11 protein-coding genes are annotated in these 18,076 nt (G+C 51.4%); all 11 read left to right on the top strand.

The window, feature by feature from the left end; translation table 11 throughout:
* The first annotated feature begins 53 nt into the window (after nucleotides 1-53).
* Nucleotides 54-1,640 carry a response regulator gene (locus AC6ESO_RS13200; protein WP_497091737.1) on the top strand — a complete coding sequence of 529 codons (1,587 nt, stop codon included), beginning with the start codon at nucleotides 54-56 and terminating at the stop codon, nucleotides 1,638-1,640.
* Nucleotides 1,630-3,411, top strand: a complete 1,782-nt coding sequence (locus AC6ESO_RS13195) for a cache domain-containing sensor histidine kinase (protein WP_497091736.1) — start codon at nucleotides 1,630-1,632, stop codon at nucleotides 3,409-3,411. The genes AC6ESO_RS13200 and AC6ESO_RS13195 overlap by 11 nt, the downstream gene beginning before the upstream one ends.
* Nucleotides 3,412-3,687: 276 nt before the next feature.
* Nucleotides 3,688-5,217 (top strand): histidine ammonia-lyase, encoded by a 1,530-nt coding sequence (gene hutH, locus AC6ESO_RS13190; protein ID WP_497091735.1) that lies wholly within the window; start codon nucleotides 3,688-3,690, stop codon nucleotides 5,215-5,217.
* A 28-nt stretch (nucleotides 5,218-5,245) separates the two neighbouring features.
* Nucleotides 5,246-6,919, top strand: coding sequence for a urocanate hydratase (gene hutU, locus AC6ESO_RS13185; RefSeq protein WP_497091734.1), 1,674 nt, complete (start codon nucleotides 5,246-5,248; stop codon nucleotides 6,917-6,919).
* Nucleotides 6,920-6,954: 35 nt separating this feature from the next.
* Complete coding sequence (gene hutI / locus AC6ESO_RS13180; protein ID WP_497092137.1) at nucleotides 6,955-8,259, top strand: imidazolonepropionase; 1,305 nt, start codon at nucleotides 6,955-6,957, stop codon at nucleotides 8,257-8,259.
* The gene (hutG, locus tag AC6ESO_RS13175) at nucleotides 8,256-9,224 is read left to right on the top strand and encodes a formimidoylglutamase (RefSeq protein ID WP_497091733.1); all 969 of its coding nucleotides are present in this window, start codon (nucleotides 8,256-8,258) and stop codon (nucleotides 9,222-9,224) included. The genes hutI and hutG overlap by 4 nt, the downstream gene beginning before the upstream one ends.
* A gap of 295 nt (nucleotides 9,225-9,519) precedes the next feature.
* On the top strand, nucleotides 9,520-10,452 hold the full coding sequence (locus AC6ESO_RS13170; protein WP_497091732.1) for an ABC transporter permease: 933 nt from the start codon (nucleotides 9,520-9,522) through the stop codon (nucleotides 10,450-10,452).
* Between the two features lie 37 nt (nucleotides 10,453-10,489).
* On the top strand, nucleotides 10,490-11,377 hold the full coding sequence (locus AC6ESO_RS13165; protein ID WP_494820493.1) for a carbohydrate ABC transporter permease: 888 nt from the start codon (nucleotides 10,490-10,492) through the stop codon (nucleotides 11,375-11,377).
* A gap of 68 nt (nucleotides 11,378-11,445) precedes the next feature.
* Complete coding sequence (locus tag AC6ESO_RS13160) at nucleotides 11,446-13,062, top strand: ABC transporter substrate-binding protein (protein WP_497091731.1); 1,617 nt, start codon at nucleotides 11,446-11,448, stop codon at nucleotides 13,060-13,062.
* A 64-nt stretch (nucleotides 13,063-13,126) separates the two neighbouring features.
* A complete protein-coding gene (locus AC6ESO_RS13155) occupies nucleotides 13,127-15,895 on the top strand; it encodes an alpha-mannosidase (protein WP_497091730.1) in 2,769 nt (922 codons plus the stop codon).
* The gene (locus AC6ESO_RS13150; RefSeq protein WP_497091729.1) at nucleotides 15,892-17,808 is read left to right on the top strand and encodes an ADP-ribosylglycohydrolase family protein; all 1,917 of its coding nucleotides are present in this window, start codon (nucleotides 15,892-15,894) and stop codon (nucleotides 17,806-17,808) included. The genes AC6ESO_RS13155 and AC6ESO_RS13150 overlap by 4 nt, the downstream gene beginning before the upstream one ends.
* The last annotated feature ends 268 nt before the right edge of the window (nucleotides 17,809-18,076 follow it).

Raw genomic sequence — 18,076 nt, 5'->3', positions numbered from 1 at the left:
CATTCGTTGTATAATGGATTTGTCTGAAAGCGATTACAGGGAGGGGGAGCAGGGTGATTAACTTAATGATAGTCGATGATGAAGAAACGACGCGCGATAGCTTGATGGAGTTGGTGCCCTGGTCCGATTGGGGAATTACAGAAGCGCATTCGGCGGAGAATGGCATTGCAGCGCTTGCGCTTGCGGAGAAGTTCAAGCCGTCGATATTGCTGACCGATATTCGCATGCCGAAGATGAATGGCATTGAGCTGGCACAAAGAGTCCGCGACCTCTATCCGGAGTGTGAGATTGTATTCCTAAGCGGTTTCTCGGACAAGGAGTACTTGAAATCGGCCATTCAATTGCATGCTGTCGATTATTTAGACAAGCCGGTCGATATGGAACAACTGAAAACCCTGTTCACAGCCGTGGTGAAGAAGATTGTCATTGCGGCGAATAAAACCGTGGATATCCAGTACCGGCGTGAAGAAATCGTTGTGGATGCGATCTGCAACAAAACCGATCTATCCGACTGGATGGAGCGTGTTGACGCCAGCATCCTGCCGTTATCCAAAGAAGAACCCTATCGCGTCTATACGTTTCTGTTTAATTGGTCCTCGGCGACGGCTGAAGACGAGAAAACCATAATCAAACAGCGAATTCTGCAGCTGCTCAATCATGCCCCTGACGCCGCGAATCGAAGCTATATCGCCGGATTCGTGGGGGATAAATGTTTGGCAATCATCGCGAATGACGCCACATCGCCTGCCTCAACCGCATCGCAGCAGACCAAAGCAGAGGAATTCGCCTACCATTTGCTGATGCTGATTCAAGAGGCTTCGCAGGGCACCTATTCGCTATCTGCCGGCTGCAGCTACCAAACTGTCCGAACGGATGAATTCTCCGTGCTATATAAGGCTGCGTCCGAGGCAGCGAAGCGTCAATTTTACTCCGGAACGAATCGGATCTATTTTCCGAATTCCGCTGTGCCTGCCTGTTATGAGCTGGACAAGACCGTCTATACGCGGTTTAAGAAAATGCTTAGAAGCGAGCCTCCTGAAGCGATTGTCGCCTATGTGAGTCAGATGACAGAAGCCATTGCCGCTGCCGGAGATCCCGACACCAACAAAATCAGAAATCTCTATTTCAATCATCTCCGTATTCTGTTTGAGGTGACCATGCAATGGGACGCGGCCGATTCAGGGGATGAACAGGAAACTACCTATATGTGGCGTGAAATCGATACGCGCATCACTCTTCGCGAGCTCACCGAGTTTCTGCTGTCGAATATCGAAATGACGATGCAGAGGTCGGAGAACAAGGCAGGCGGCATCGAGAAAATCGATGAGATCAAGAAGTATATCGCAAGCCACTTCGACAGCAATCAATTGTCGATTCAGACCATCGCGCAGCACACCTTCTTGAGTCAAACGTATTTATGCGCTTTTTTCAAGAAATCGACCGGCCGTACGTTGAACGAGTTCATTACGGAGCTTCGAATTGGGAAAGCGAAGGAGCTGCTGCAGGATCGCAATAAGAAGCTGTACGATATTACGACCGAGATCGGACTTACGGATACGAACTATTTCTCAACGCTGTTCAAGAAATATACGGGCTCCACACCATCCGAGTATAGGATGAAGCAACTCTATGAGAGTTAACATCTACCGCGATTTAAAAATGCATTACAAGCTTTTCCTGCAATATTTACTGCTGCTTGCGATCCCGTTTACGTTGTTTATTATCGTGAATTACCGCATCTCGTCTAAGGATCTCGAGGCGCAAGCAAGGTATTCCTCCCGGCAAGTATTCGAACAGAGCCGTTCCTTCATGGAGTTTAAGCTTTATGTAGCCAAGAACTTCTTAACGATCTTAGCCTCGAATGAGAAGATCCAAGATATTTTGCATCGCGGCGCGAGCTATTACTACAACAGTTATGGATTATGGAGCTTCGATGTGGAAGGCATCCGTAAGCAATTTTATATTACGAAACCGAGCGAAGACATTATTAAAACAAGCTTATATACCTCTCAGGCCGTTGCGAGCACGAACGAAACCGACGATGTCATGAGCACGGATCGCATCGCGGACACCGCCTGGTATGCGAATTTGAATAAGAGCAGCACCACGTTTGAGGTTTTCCCCAGCATGATCATGTTGAACGAATTGCAGAAGGAAAAGACGCCAACGTTTACGATCGCAAGAAGTATCTTCGATAATGAAAGCTTCCAGAATGTCATAGGGGTACTCAGTGTCGATATTCCGAAGAGCATCTTCGAATCCATTCTGGATCGCGTTGCGTTTACGAAGGAATCTTCTGTTTTCCTCATCAACCAAGCCGGCGAGATTATGGTCCATTCCTCCCATGCGAATTCGGGCATGCTGTCGTTCAAGACGGACATTCTGAAAGGAAGTACGAACGATCAGTTCAAGGAAGGCGTCTGGGGCAAGCGGGTTTTTGACAATGCAGAGTATTTGGTGGGGGCACAGCTGGTCGAGGATTCGGATTGGTATTTGGTCAGTTTGACCCCGTATAAGGAGATTCTAGGCTCGCAAAAGAAAGCGATGGAGCAAATGCTCCTCATTGCGTTCTTAATCGCCATATTCCTGCTGCCGTTGGCCTTTCTGGCTGCTGCGTCGGGCACGCGCAGAATCCGCGGCTTGATCTCACAGATGAAGAGTGTCAAGCAGGGGGATTTCGACCTGCAAATTCAGCATGAAGGCAAGGATGAGATCGGGGAATTATCGCGGAACTTCAAGTCGATGATCGCCAAGGTCGCTCAGCTGCTCGATGAGAAATATGCGCTCGGCCAAGAAGTGAAGTCGATGGAGCTCAAGGCGCTGCAGGCACAGATTAATCCTCATTTTCTCTATAATACGCTCGACCTGATTTACTGGAAGGCGATGCGGATTCAGGAGCAAGGCATCTATGATCTGGTCCAATCGCTGTCCAAATTCTATAAGCTTAGCTTAAGCAAAGGGGAGGACATCGTCTCCTTGCGCAATGAAGTGGAGCATATCGCGGCCTACATTGACATTCAGAACGCCAGATTCAAGAACGGAATTACGCTGGTAGTTGATATTCCGGAAGCCTTATACGAGCATCCGATGCCCAAGATCACCCTGCAGCCGCTGGTCGAAAATTCGATTATACACGGCATTCTGGAGACGGAGAGCGAGACAGGGACCATTACGATCAGCGCAAATGCAGTCCCTGGCAAGCTCGTCATTATGGTGAGGGACGATGGGGTAGGTATTTCGCAGCAAAATCTGGAGCGTATTTTCAATATGGATCGAACGGATCCCTTCCACGGATATGGCGCCAACAATATCAATAAACGAATCAAGCTTCTCTATGGGGAGGAATATGGGCTTACTTATCGGCGCAATGAGGGTTCCGGTGTCACCGTCATGATTGAGCTGCCGTGGTGAACGAGAAGGCACTTTTCCTGCGTGGAATCCGCGAGATCCCATTGACAACATTCAAACCGGCATGTGACAATTAAAGATGAAATGAAAATACAACTGAAACGAGTGGGTCGCGATGAAGTATTGGCGAAAGCATAATACGGGACAATCGCATATCCCCTTTTCAAAAAGGGACCGCGTGGAAGCTTAAAGCTTCCGCTCGGTCCCTTTCTTATATTAAAGCAAGAAAGGGGATCACTCGCCATGTTAGTCGCTGAACAACAAGAGAGGGGTGTTGACATGACGCCTATCGTGCTGGATGGAAAGAAGCTAACGCCTGAAATGGTCATGGAAGTGGCATTCGCGAAAAGAGCTGTCGTCTTGTGTATGGAAGCGGCCGGGCGCGTGAACAGCTGCCGTGAAATGGTGGAGGAGCTGGTTGACGCCGGTAAAGTCGTTTACGGCGTAAGTACGGGTTTCGGTAAATTCAGTGATGTGCACATCTCGCCTCAAGACGCCGCGAAGCTGCAAATCAACTTAATTCGCAGTCACGCCTGCGCGGTAGGGAGCCCTTTGCCGGAAGCGACGGTTCGGGCACTCATGCTTCTTCGCGCCAATGCGCTTGCCAAAGGGTATTCGGGCATTCGTCCGGTCACGCTGCAATTGCTGATCGATTGTATCAATTTAGGCGTACATCCCGTTATACCCGAGCAAGGCTCGCTCGGCGCCAGCGGCGATTTAGCGCCGCTTTCCCATCTGGCGCTTGTGCTGATGGGCGAAGGGGAGGCTTTCTATCAAGGGGAGCGGCTTCCGGGTGCTGCGGCGCTAACCAAAGCAGGGCTGCAACCGATCACCTTGCAAGCCAAAGAGGGGTTGGCGCTCATTAATGGCACCCAGATCATGACATCCATCGGCACTCTCACCTTCATAAAAGCACAGCGATTGGCCCAAATTGCAGACGCGATTGCTTCGCTCACTTTGGAAAGCTTGCGCGGGATCCCGGAAGCATTCGCGGAGGAAGTACATCTCGCGCGGCCTTATCCCGAGCAGATCGGCGTAGCCAAGAATCTCCGGACGCTGCTGAACGGCAGTCAATTAACGACGCGGCAGGGAGAGATCCGGGTTCAAGATGCTTATTCGCTTCGCTGTCTGCCGCAGGTACATGGCGCTACTCGCCAAGTGCTGGATTACGTGCAGGATAAACTGACCATCGAAATCAATTCCGCTACCGATAATCCGCTCTTATTCCTAGAGGATGGGAAAGTCATCTCGGGAGGCAATTTCCATGGTCAGCCGATTGCGTTTGCCATGGATTTTCTAAAAATCGGCATGAGCGAGCTCGCGAATATTTCGGAACGCCGAACGGAACGACTCGTTAATCCGGCGCTGTCCGGCGGCCTGCCTGCTTTCCTCAGCCACAACCCGGGCATCGGATCAGGTTTGATGATTACGCAGTATGTGAGCGCATCGCTCGTTTCGGAGAATAAAGTGCTCGCCCATCCGGCAAGCGTGGATTCCATTCCGTCATCGGCCAACCAGGAGGATCATGTTTCCATGGGGACAACGGCCGCCAGACATGCGGTACAAGTGATTGACAACGTTTCCAAAGTGCTGGCGATTGAATTGATATGCGCTGCTGAAGCAGCCGAATTTATCGGCGTTGACGGGTTAGCTCCAGCAACGCGCGCGTTATATGGGAAGCTGAGATCCCTCGTTCCGCCGGTTGTTGATGACCGCTCTACTTCAGCAGATATCGAAAGAACGGCTGCCGCCTTGCTGTCCGGCGAATTTCTGGTCGCGGTGGAAGCTATAACGGGACCGCTCTATTAACCAATCATGTTCCATGGGAGGATCCGATATGACAACGTATAATCAACCGGAACCAAAACGCGTAATTCGTGCCCCGCGCGGTACGGAATTGTCTTGCAAAGGCTGGGTGCAGGAAGCAGCTCTCAGAATGCTGATGAATAATCTTGACCCTGAGGTTGCGGAGCGTCCGGAAGACCTGGTCGTCTATGGCGGTATTGGCAAAGCAGCCCGCAACTGGCCTTCCTATGATGCTATCGTGCGTGAGCTGCAGCGATTAGAGAACGACGAAACGCTGCTGATCCAATCCGGCAAGCCGGTCGGCGTCTTCAGAACCCATGAACGCGCACCTCGCGTATTGTTGTCCAACTCCGTACTCGTGCCGAAATGGGCAACTTGGGAGCACTTTCGCGAGCTGGAGCAGAAGGGGCTTATGATGTACGGCCAGATGACTGCCGGAAGCTGGATTTATATTGGGACCCAGGGAATTCTGCAAGGGACGTATGAAACCTTCGCCGAAGCCGCCCGCCAGCATGCAGGCGGTACGCTTAAAGGCACGCTGACTCTGACGGCGGGGCTAGGCGGTATGGGCGGCGCTCAGCCGCTGGCTGTCACGATGAACGAAGGCGTCGTCATCGCTGTTGAAGTCGATCGTACGCGCATCGATCGGCGCATTCAAACGAGGTACTGCGATGTTCTTGCGGAAACGCTGGATGAAGCCTTGGCACTGGCGAACAAAGCCATTTCAGAAGGAGAAGCGCTTGCCATTGGCCTACTGGGGAACGCGGCCGATATCTATCCGGAATTCGTGCGGCGCGGCATCAAGCCGGATTTCGTGACAGACCAAACCTCCGCGCATGATCCGCTTGTGGGTTACATTCCCGCCGGTTATTCCATGGAAGAAGCGGCGGCACTGCGAGCGAGTGATCCGATGCAATACATGAAGCTGTCCAAGGCAAGCATGGCAACCCACGTTCAGGCGATGCTGGACTTGCAGAAGCTCGGCTCGGTCGTGTTCGATTACGGGAACAACATTCGTCAAGTCGCGTTTGATGAGGGGGTAGCGAATGCCTTCGAATTTCCCGGCTTCGTGCCCGCCTATATCCGTCCTCTGTTCTGCGAAGGCAAAGGTCCGTTCCGGTGGGCAGCGCTCTCCGGCGACCCGGAAGACATTCGCAAAACGGATGAGCTCGTCCTCCGCATGTTTCCGGAGAATGATCATCTCCGCCGCTGGATTGAGATGGCCGGCGAGCGCGTAGCGTTCCAGGGTCTTCCGGCACGTATCTGCTGGCTCGGTTACGGAGAACGGGAAAAGTTCGGTCTCGCGCTCAACGACATGGTGAAGAACGGCGAGTTGAAAGCACCGATCGTCATCGGCCGCGACCATCTGGACTGCGGCTCCGTGGCATCGCCGAACCGGGAGACGGAAGCGATGAAGGACGGATCTGACGCGGTTGGCGACTGGGCGATTCTGAACGCGCTCATCAACACATCGGCTGGGGCATCTTGGGTGTCCGTCCATCATGGAGGAGGCGTCGGTATGGGCTACTCCTTGCATGCGGGCATGGTTGTCGTTGCGGATGGAACCGATGAAGCAGCCGAACGCCTTCGCTGCGTATTGACATCAGACCCGGGAATGGGCGTCATCCGTCACGTGGATGCCGGTTACGACGAAGCCGTCGACAGCGCGGAGAAACACGGAATCCGTATCCCTATGCGCGACTAGGATGCCGCGCAATAACCTTAAGGAGCGTGACGATCATAGAACGGATAGACTTACTGCTGACAGGAATCGGCCGCTTGGTAACCCCAATTGGTAACGCACCTCGTTACGGAGGAGAGATGAAGGAGCTCCGGGAGATTACAAACGCTGCGATCGCGATCCAGGGCGGCCGAATTGCGGTTGTCGGTTCCGAAGAGGAAGTGACAAACCAGCTGCAGGGCATCGAAATTACGGAGACGCTAGACGCTCGCGGGTGTCTGGTCACGCCGGGCCTCGTGGATCCGCATACGCATCTGGTTCATGGCGGCTCTAGGGAGCATGAACTCGCTCTCAAACGTTCCGGTGTCCCGTATCTGGATATTCTGGCTCAAGGCGGCGGTATACTCAGCACCGTTCAAGCGACCCGTACGTCAAGCGAGCAGCAATTATATGAGAAGGCCTATCGAAGCCTCGATATTATGCTCTTGCAGGGGGTCACGACGGTAGAAGCGAAGAGCGGGTATGGCCTTACCTTAGCGGATGAGCTTAAGCAGCTGCGAACGGCGAAACGGCTGGATGAAACGCATCCGATTGACGTGGTTTCAACGTTTATGGGTGCGCATGCCGTGCCGCCTGAGTATAAAGGCAGGACGCAGGATTATGTGGACCTCGTGTGCGACATGCTTCCCGAAGTGGCGAAAGAAGGGTTGGCTGCGTTTTGCGACGTATTTTGCGAGCATGGGGTTTTTACCGTCGAACAATCTCGCCGCATTTTGCTCGAAGGGCTGCGGCAAGGCTTGCTTCCCAAAATCCATGCCGATGAAATCGAATCGCTCGGCGGTACTGAATTAGCGAGTGAAATCGGCGCGATTTCCGCTGAGCATTTGCTGGCTGCATCCGATGAAGGCTTGCGCTTGCTTGCGGCAAACGGAGTCATCCCGGTGCTGCTGCCTGGCACTTCGTTTAACCTTGGACTAAACAAACATGCCCGTGCTCGGGAAATGATCGACCACTTCAACCTGCCGGTGTCCCTGTCGACCGATTATAATCCGGGATCTTGTCCGACCGAATCCATTCAGCTCGTGATCATGCTTGCCTCACTAAATTTGAAGATGACGCCGGAAGAGATACTGACGGCCTGCACGATCAATGCGGCAAACGCGATTGGGCGAGGCGATCAAATAGGCTCGATTGAAGTAGGGAAACGCGCGGACATTACGATATTCGACGCGCCGAATCTTGCTTATCTGCCCTATCATTTCGGCATCAACCATACGTATGGCGTGATCAAGAACGGGAATGCCGCGGTTTGGGATCGGCAAATCGTGACAAAGCAAGCTAAGAAGGAGGGGACGTTGCCATGAGCCTGGAGATCCCTAATCTTAAAAGACCCGATGAGGCTGTGTTTAGAGATCATCTGGAGACAAAGGTTGCTCACTGGATTCGAGAGTGGGACGGCAAGGAGCAATTGCTTGCGGGCATCATCGGAGTACCGCTCTCCAAACCTTCCATTTCAATATCGAGCGCTTCGACGACGCCGGCTGCGATTCGTACGGCATTCAAGTCGTTTACGACATACTCGCTCGAATATGGCGTTGATTTGCAGGACATGGCCGTCCGCGACCTCGGCGACATTCAGATGCACGTGACGGATATCGCGGAATGCCACCGTCGCATCGAGGAAAGCATGAACGCGATTTACGGGGCTCAGCCTTCAATAGTTCCGATCATTCTGGGCGGGGACCATTCGACAAGCTGCCCATCCATTAAAGCTTTCAGCCGGCGGTATCCGGGCAAGAAAGTAGGGATCATCCATTTCGATGCCCACCATGACGTGCGGAATTTCGAAGACGGCGGCGTTACGAATGGCACTCCTTTCCGTGGGATATTGGAATCGGGCGCAGTAGACGGGCACAATATCGTGCAAGTCGGCATCCGAGGTTTTATGAATGCGAAGCCCTATCACGATTATGTGAAGAGTAAGGGCGTACACGTGTTTACCTCGCGGGATGTGCGCCGCATGGGCATCGATCCGGTCATCGATCAAGCGCTCGCGCTTGCGGGCGACGGAACGGAAGCAATCTATGTCAGCTTCGATGTAGACGTCATCGATCAAGCCTTCGCGCCGGGCTGCCCGGCTATCGGGACTGGGGGAATGAATCCGTGGGATGCGCTTGATGCGTTGTACCGTCTCGGGGCTTTGCCGCAGGTGATGGGGATTGATTTTGTTTGCATTGACCCATCCGTGGATGTGCGCAACGTGACTTCTCGCCTCGCGGTACAGTTCATGCTTAGTTTCTTGGCAGGAATGGCAAGTCGAATTGGTTGAACCGTTAGTTTGAAGCTTTTGAATGAGGAGCTTACTTGAATTTTCCGAAAGAGCATGCGTGCTCGGAGGAGAAATTCCAGTAAGCTTTCTTTGCGATTAGGACGCCGTGATTGTACAATTGCACATCACCCTATGATAAGATGGGCCGTATAGTCAGTCGACCGTAGTCTCTTGGGGGTGTTGCGTAAGATTGCAAAGGGATCGTAATTTTCTCTCGTAGCACGGACTTTGAAAACGCTTTATTATGAATTATGAAAGCGCAACCAATAAACGACATTCGGTAAGAGGTGGTTGAATGCAAGCGGTTCAGAAGAAAAAAGGCTTCTTCTATGAGATTATGAAAAACCGAATTCTCTATCTGATGTTTTTGCCCGTCGGGATCTACTTTCTCGTGCTGGCTTATCTTCCGATGCCGGGTATCGTCATCGCATTCAAGGAGTACTCCTACGACGGCGGCATTTTCGGAAGCAAATGGAATGGAATCGAAAACTTCAAATACTTCTTCGAATCCGGCAAGCTATGGCTCGTTACGAAGAACACGGTGCTGTACAATCTCGTGTTTCTGACGGTAAGCACGCTCTTATCGGTGCTGGTGGCCATCCTAATCGCGGAAATGATGGGCAAATACTTCAAGAAGACGGCACAAACCTTCATGTTCCTGCCTTACTTCATCTCCTGGGTTACCGTCTCGGCGTTTTTCTACAATATCTTCAACTATGATTACGGCGCGCTCAACTCGTGGCTGAAGTCGCTCGGCGCAGAGCCGATCGATATCTACTCGAATCCGAATATATGGCTCATCCTTCTGCCTCTATTCTATGTATGGAAGGGCATCGGCTTTTCCAGCGTGCTGTACCTGTCGGCAATTATGGGAATTGACCATGAAAGCTACGAATCGGCCAAAATCGACGGCGCGAATTTGTTCCAACGCATCTGGTACATTACGATTCCGATGCTGAAGCCGACCATCATTACGCTTGTTCTGCTCGGACTGTCCCGAATCATGCGCGGCGAATTCGATATGTTCTATCAACTAATCGGCGACAATGGCCTCTTGGCCGATAAGACGGACATTATCGATACGTTCGTCTTCCGCTCCCTCGTCTTCGCGAACGACTTCGGCATGGCTTCCGCCGGCGGCGTGTACCAATCTGTTCTGAGCTTCTTTATTATCTACGCGGTTAACTGGGGCGTTAAGAAATGGAACAGCGATTATGCGCTCTATTAATCACTCTCGGTTCGAGCAGGGAAGGCGGATCAAATCTATGAAAATGGGAAAAGACGTCATCACCTTTAATATTATCGCGTTCATCGTCGTGGGTTTCATTGGCATCGCCACAATACTGCCGTTCATTATGCTGCTGGTGGGATCCTTTCAATCCGAGAGCTCGATCCTGCAGTATGGCTACTCGCTTCTTCCGAGGACATTCGATCTTGGCGCTTATAAATTCATTTTTCTGGAGCCGGAGAAGATCTTTCACAGTTATCTGGTCACGATATTCCTTACGGTAGCAGGTACCGGAATATCCATCTTCTTCTCATCGATGACCGCTTATGTACTCGCCAGAAAAGATGTGAAGTACCGCAATGGGATGGCTTTCTACCTCTTCTTCACCACGTTGTTCAGCGGCGGCTTAGTTCCCTATTATCTGCTGATGTCCAACTATCTGCAGCTGCGCAATACGATGATGATTCTGCTCTTGAACGGGATGTTCAATGTCATCTACATCCTGATTCTGAGAACCTATATCGCGAACAGCATTCCGGATTCCATCTCCGAATCGGCGAAGATCGACGGCGCGAATGACTTCTCCATCTTCATCAGAGTCGTGTTCCCGCTGCTCAAGCCGGCACTCGCATCGATCGGGTTATTCATCGCCCTCGGTTATTGGAACGATTGGTATACGGCAACGCTGTTCATCACCAAAGACAACCTGTTTCCGCTACAGTACACGCTTTACAGAATTCTGAGCTCCACGACCTTTGCGAAGCAGATGCTCCAGAATAATGGTGCTGCGTCTGCCATTGAGCTCCCGCAGCAAACGGTTAAGCTTGCTCTGACAGTCGTAGCGACAGGGCCAATCGTATTCGCGTATCCTTTCGTTCAGAAGTATTTTGTAGCCGGTCTCACGATTGGATCAGTCAAAGGCTAGTAGAGTTTGGTTAATTCCGCAAGAGCGGTTTAACATAGTTCATTCAATAATTGGGAGGTTAAACAAAGATGAGCAAGAAATCGAAAGCATTAAGTCTTGGTTTATCGCTAATGCTCTGCTTGATGTTAATCTTGTCCGCTTGTTCCAAGAATGACAATACCAACAATGCTGCAGCAAACAACAAGCCTGCCAATGAGACGAAGAACAACGCTGCGGCAAGCAACACGGAAGACAGCGCCGGTGCCGATAACACAGCTGCCGACAACACAGAGAAACCGCAATTGGATAAGGTAACGTTGAAATTCGTTCTGCTCGGCGAAGCTCCGAAGGACAATGAGGCGGTCATGGCTGAAGTCAACAAGAAGCTCGAAGCCGACATTAACGCGACAATTGAATTGACTTATATTCCATTCGCAGACATTAACACCAAGTATCCGCTCGTACTGGCTTCCCCGCAGGATTGGGATGTCATCTACGGAAACATCAACTACGGCTCCAATGCATCCAAAGGCGGTTATCATGAAATCACGATGGATGACGTCAATAAGTTCATGCCTTTGACGACAGCGGCAACGTCCGAAGGCCAATGGACGGATGCCCGCGTAAACGGAAAAATCTACATGATTCCGCAAACGTTTAAGGAGTTGGATGTAGGTACAGGTTTCTTCCGCGAAGATCTTCGTAAAAAGTACAATGTACCTGAAATCAAAACCTTCAAGGACTTGGGAGCTTACTTCCAAGCGCTGAAAGACAATGAGAAAGGCATGCTTCCTGTTGACGGTTCCGCTTCCGATATTCAAGGCATTTTCGGCGGCTTGATGAAGAACTATGTACTTAAAGAAGCGCCGTATATCACCGGATTCTTCCCTGACGATCCGAACTATACGATAACCGGCTTACTCGACGATGCTTTCAAAGCGAAGTTCATCGATGCTGCCAAAACGATGAAGGATTGGGCGGACAAAGGTTTGCTGCCTAAGAACGCATTCGCGCAGAAGACGGCAGCGGCTGACCTTGCCAAAGAAGGGAAATCCGGCTACTGGGCAAACGCGTTCGAGAACTATGCCCAATACAGCTCCGACATGATCGCTAAAGGCTGGGAGCTTGGAGCGGTCAACAACCTGACAGACAGCGGAGTCGTCATGACTCGTCCAGCTACAGGTAACGGTTTCGCATTCTCGCCGAAATCGAAAAACTACGAAAGAGCGCTGATGGCAATCGATCTGCTGCATCAAGACAAAGCTTATAACATGCTGCTCGCATTCGGTATCGAAGGCAAGAACTACACGATGAATGCCGATGGCAAAATGGTAATCGCCCAATCCGATCCGAATCCATATCCGATGTACGGTGCAGGCTGGTGGTCCAACAACCGCGACCAATGGCCGCCGCTTGAGAGCTATACGCAGCAATACATCGACACGAAGAAAGCGTTGCTTGAGAAGGCGCAGCCATTCCTGCTGAACGGCTTCAACATCGACACGACTAACATCAAGACGGAGCTTGCGAACATCGTGAACATCGATAAACAATACTCTGCACCGATCCAAATGGGTCTTGTAAAAGATGTAGACGCGGCAGTCAATGACCTGATCGAAAGATACAAGAAAGCCGGTGCCGAGAAGGTGCTGGAGGAAGTGAAGAAACAAGCAGCGGCATTCGTTGCTTCGAAACAAGCGCAGTAATGATAACGGAAGAGGGCTGCTCCCGGAAGGTGGCAGCCCTTTTTTTGAACAAATGGAGGTAATCATGGAGAAGAAGAAGATGTTCCTTACACCGACGACGCATTGGGACCGGGAATGGGTCATGACGAAAGGGCAATTTCAGGTTCGTTTGGTTCATCTGATTGATCGGCTGCTAACCATCATGGACGAACATCCGACTTATCGGTTTCTGCTTGATGGGCAAGCGATCGTGCTTGAGGATTATTTAGCCATCAAACCGGAACAGAGGGAACGGATGGCTGCCCTGATGGAGTCGGGCAGGCTGGTTACCGGTCCTTGGTATGTGCTGGCTGATCAGTTTCTGGAGAATGGAGAGTCTGCGATTCGGAATTTGTTAATGGGCATGGAATTGATCCGGCAAATGCGCGGCAGGCCAATGATGCTCGGTTATGTGCCGGACTCCTTCGGGAGTATTGCGAGTTTGCCGATGATTCTCAATGGCTTCGGAATTCAATATGCAACGTTTGGGCGTGGACGTCCGAAGTGGGATGATGAGCTTCCCCAGTATGAATTTTGGTGGCAGGGACCGGCAAATGCTAAAGTTTTAGCTGCCAATCACGGTTACAGTCACGGCATATTTCTGAGTTATCCGGATATTTGGTCCGATATTAGCCAGCCGTCTTCGCTTTCACCTGATGCCGAGATGACTTTACGCAGCTTCCTTGAAGAGGCACAGAAACAGCTGGATTTGGCAGCAACCTCAAATCTATACATGTCCGTTGGAATTGACCATATGGAGCCCCGGCCTTCATTGCCTGGGATAGTTGATTATATGAATCAGCAACAAGAAGCGTTTGAGCTGCATTATGCAATGCCGGAAGATTATCTCGCCGCGGTGGCAGAAGCAGCCGAAGGGCTGTCCACGTATACGGGAGAGATGCGCGGCTCAGATGTCTTTCCGATGGATTTGGTAGGCACATTATCTTCTCATATGAGATTGAAGCAGCAGAACGATGCCAGCGAAATTCTGTTGCAGCGATTAGTAGAGCCATTGTGGGTAATGGCTTCCAGTGCAAGCGGCGTAGCTTATCCGAAAGGGCTCATTCATAACCTATGGAAGCTGCTGCTTGCGAACCATCCGCATGATTCCATCTGCGGCTGCAGCCTGGATCAGGTTCACAAGGATATGCAGAACCGATTCGAGGAAATAGAGCATACCGGAGCTTACTTGATCAAGGATGGTCTCCACCATTTGATAGGGGCTATCGATACGACTACTTCGGAAGAAGAAGCTGCGATTGCCGTTGTGGTGGTCAATCCGCTTGGCCGCACGCATGGAGGGCCTGTGAAGCGTTATGTGCGAGTTCCGAGGCGATTCAAGCATGACTCTTATAGACTGGTCGACGAGAAAGGGCAGCCCATTGCTGCGAGAATACGCCATATCGCGGACAAAAATAAAGATTTGGAAAGCGAATATATGACCGCTGACATGCTGGCGGTGTTGATTTCGAAGACGAGTGAGGACACGCGCGCGGACGATCAGGTGTTTACGGTATTGGAGGTTGATTTTATCGCGGATCATGTTCCGGCAGCCGGTTATCGCACCTATTGGATCAAGCCCGGTTCACCGAGGAATGAAGACGTATCTATTGAAGCAGCAACAGCTCCCTCTGGGGTTTCCTTGTGCGAGAACGGTATGGAGAATGACGCGATCCGGGTTCGCTTCCATGAGAATGGCACGTTCGATCTTCTCTATAAGCGCACAGGGCGTGAGTATCGCCAGCTTCATTATTTGCTCGATCGGGAAGAGACGGGCGATTTGTACGACCATCATGAATTTGCGGAGCACGATGAACGAGATTCCAGAGATTGCGGAGCCGGAGTTGGAGCTGGGAAGAGGACGGCGACGGGATGGCGGCTTCATGAACATGTTGAAGATCGTATCGTCTATAAAGCCGGCATGACCTGGGAGCTGCCTGAAGCGAATCAAGCTGGTAAACGATCCTCGGTGATGGTTGGGCTTCCGATCACGATGTATGCAACGCTATATGAGAAGTTGGAGAGGCTGGACCTCGTGCTCGAAATCGATAATACCTGCAAGGACCATATGCTGCGAGTCGCTTTCGAGACGGGACTTCCGGCGCATAAGGTATCGGCCTACGATCATTTTCTAGTCGTGGATCGGAAGGTCAGAGATGGCGGCGGGGAATGGAGAGACGAGCCGTTCCAGGAATTTATTGATGTATCGGATGGACGAGAAGGACTATGTATATCGACAAAAGGGCTCCCGGCTTATGAGGCTGTTCATGGCGGCGGAGATAAAGGAACCGTTGTGCAGGTTACGTTAGTCAGATCGGCAGGCAGCATCGGGCAAGCAGCCGGCGCCAACTATCCGGCTCCGGGAGGGCAATGCCAAGGACCGCATCGTTTCGAATATGCGTTAATTCCGCACGAAGGGGATTGGCGCCAAGGACAATGTTTGGGGAATGCTTCCGATTTCCGGACACCTCTTCTGGTAGAAGCCTCGTTGCAGCATGCTGGTCATTGGCCATCTTGCGGCTCCTTACTGTCTGTCCAATCGACGGCAGGCGCCCATCCATTCATGAGCTGTCTGAAACAAGCGGAGGATCGGGGAGGTTGGGTCGCTCGTCTATGGAATCCGGATCAATCGGGCCACTTGCAAGTAGAAGGCGTGCTTCTCGGTGGGGCTAGTGACGTCTATTCCACAATGTTAGATGAAAGTGTGAAGGAAAAGGTCGATGACGCATCAACTACCGGCATCGCGATGCAAGCCGGGGAGCTGGTTACGATTAAATTTCAGGAGCGAATTCAAGGACAAGAGGGAGAGCGATGATGGCTGGATACCGGTTGACCTACGAGGATTATCTGGATAAAGTGTATGGCGCATGGCTGGGCAAAAGCATTGCCGGAACGATCGGCGCCCCTTTCGAAGGCAGGAAGGAACTGTTCGATTACGAGTATGACCCCCGCGCCATTAAAGAAATGCTGCCGAATGATGATTTGGATCTTCAAGTGTTATGGCTGCATGTGCTAGAGCAGAAAGGGGTTTATTTCACATCGATGGATTTGGCGGAGGCCTTCTATGAGCGTTATCCGTTCGTACCGGGGGAATATGCTTGGTTCAAGAAAAACTATAATCGTGGTATCTATCCGCCTGTATCGGGGGCGTTCAATAATCGCTATTATATCAACGGAATGGGCTGTCCCATCCGTTCCGAAATATGGGCTTGCGTCGCTCCGGGCAATCCCGAGCTCGCGGCAGTGTTCGCAGGACGCGACGGCATGCTAGATCATGAAGGTGATTCCATCTATGCAGAGCAGTACTTAGCGGCAGTTGAAGCCATGGCATTCGTCGAAAACGATCTCATGAAGGTACTGCGGGACGGCATGGTGTATTTGCCTGCGGGCACGAGAATTCGCCGGCGTGTGGAGGACACGATGGCATGGTCCTCGCAGGATTTGACCTGGCAGCAGGTCCGCTCTCGGATCATTCGCGATTACGGACACCCGGACTGTACGAACCTCTATCAGAATATCGGTTTTACGCTGGTATGTTTGTTTTACGGTAAAGGGGATTTCCTCGCGACGACGATGATCGCTTTGAATTGCGGCTTTGATACCGATTGCAGCTGCGCGACGGCAGGCGCTCTTCTCGGAATTATGTTTGGGGCACGCAGCTTAATTGAGAAGCATGCCTTCTATGACACGAGCTATAAGCTTGATGTGAAAGTAACTCGCCGCTCCAATCAGCTGGCGGACTTGGCTGAGGATACTTGCGTAGCTGGCTTGACCATCTTGAGGGAGCTTAATTCGGCCATCGAGATCACGGACCTGCCATCCGAGCTCGGTTCGATTCCATCGTATGAACCGCAGCCTTCGATTGTCCTTTCCGTGGATTATCAAGGGATTCCCGTCGTTGGATGGCGCGAGAGCAAGACGATCGCAATCGGACTGTCGAACGAGACGGAGTTTGTCGCTGTGGATCAATTGACAGTCGACTTGCCTGGTGGCTGGCTAAGTGATTGGACTTCGCAGCATATCGTTCTACAGCCAGGGGAAATCAAATCGGTTACGCTCACGGTAAGCGTACCGGAGCAGATCACCTACTTGTCGGAGAAAAACTTGCTGACGGCCAGATATGGCGAAGCTACCTTTGTCTTCGGTCTGAATGGGGCCCAAGTCTGGAAGGTATACGGACCTTTCTGGGAAAATCATATCGATCTTCCTCGCACGGAGCTCGGTGAATGGTATTACGGCGCCTTCAAAGGCACCAGAGACGAAGTTGCCGATCTGACGCGTCAATTCCATCTCAATACGAAGGCCGATGCGAGCAAAGATTATCGGAGCCAGGCCGATCCGAAGGACTATCGGCTAATGAATGTGACCGAGGATTTGTTCTCGGTTTCAGATTTGATCGGCTTCCAGGGACCTTGCGTCGTATACGCGGAGCGGGAGATCGAGCTTCCGGAGGACCGTGAGGTCAATATTATATTCGGGCATACCGAAGCCTATCGTTTGTGGATCAACGATCAATTAATCAGTGAGTCCGATCACCATGATTGGTGGACGGCCGAGAACCGGCATCATGCTGAGGTTAAGCTGCGTCAGGGCAGGAATAAAATCGTGCTGCAAGCGATTCGGCGCGGGCGTCATGCGGAGTACAGTCTAATCTTCACGGAGCTCGGTCAATCGTTCCCGCATCACATCACGGATCTTGGTTCGTGGATTGAACACGATATCGAATAACTGAATGCAATGCAATAAGATAGAGGCTGATGTGCAATAGATCGGCCTCTTTTCTTACGCACAGTAAGCAGGAGGGAAACAACTTTAATTAAATTTTACTTAAAACATGCCCACTTTCTTACCAAACGAATTGTTGCATAATCAGCAGCAATTTATATTTGCCAGTATGAGAACGATGAAAATGCTGCCTTTCGAGCAACATTTTCATCGAGAGGCAGGTGGAAGCTTCAATTGCAATATTCTCAGACTATTGCTAGGCTGAAACATA

The sequence above is a fragment of the Paenibacillus rhizoryzae genome (assembly GCF_059686995.1).
Note: the sequence above shows the minus strand (reverse complement) of the source record. Positions and strands in the feature narration are given on the sequence as shown.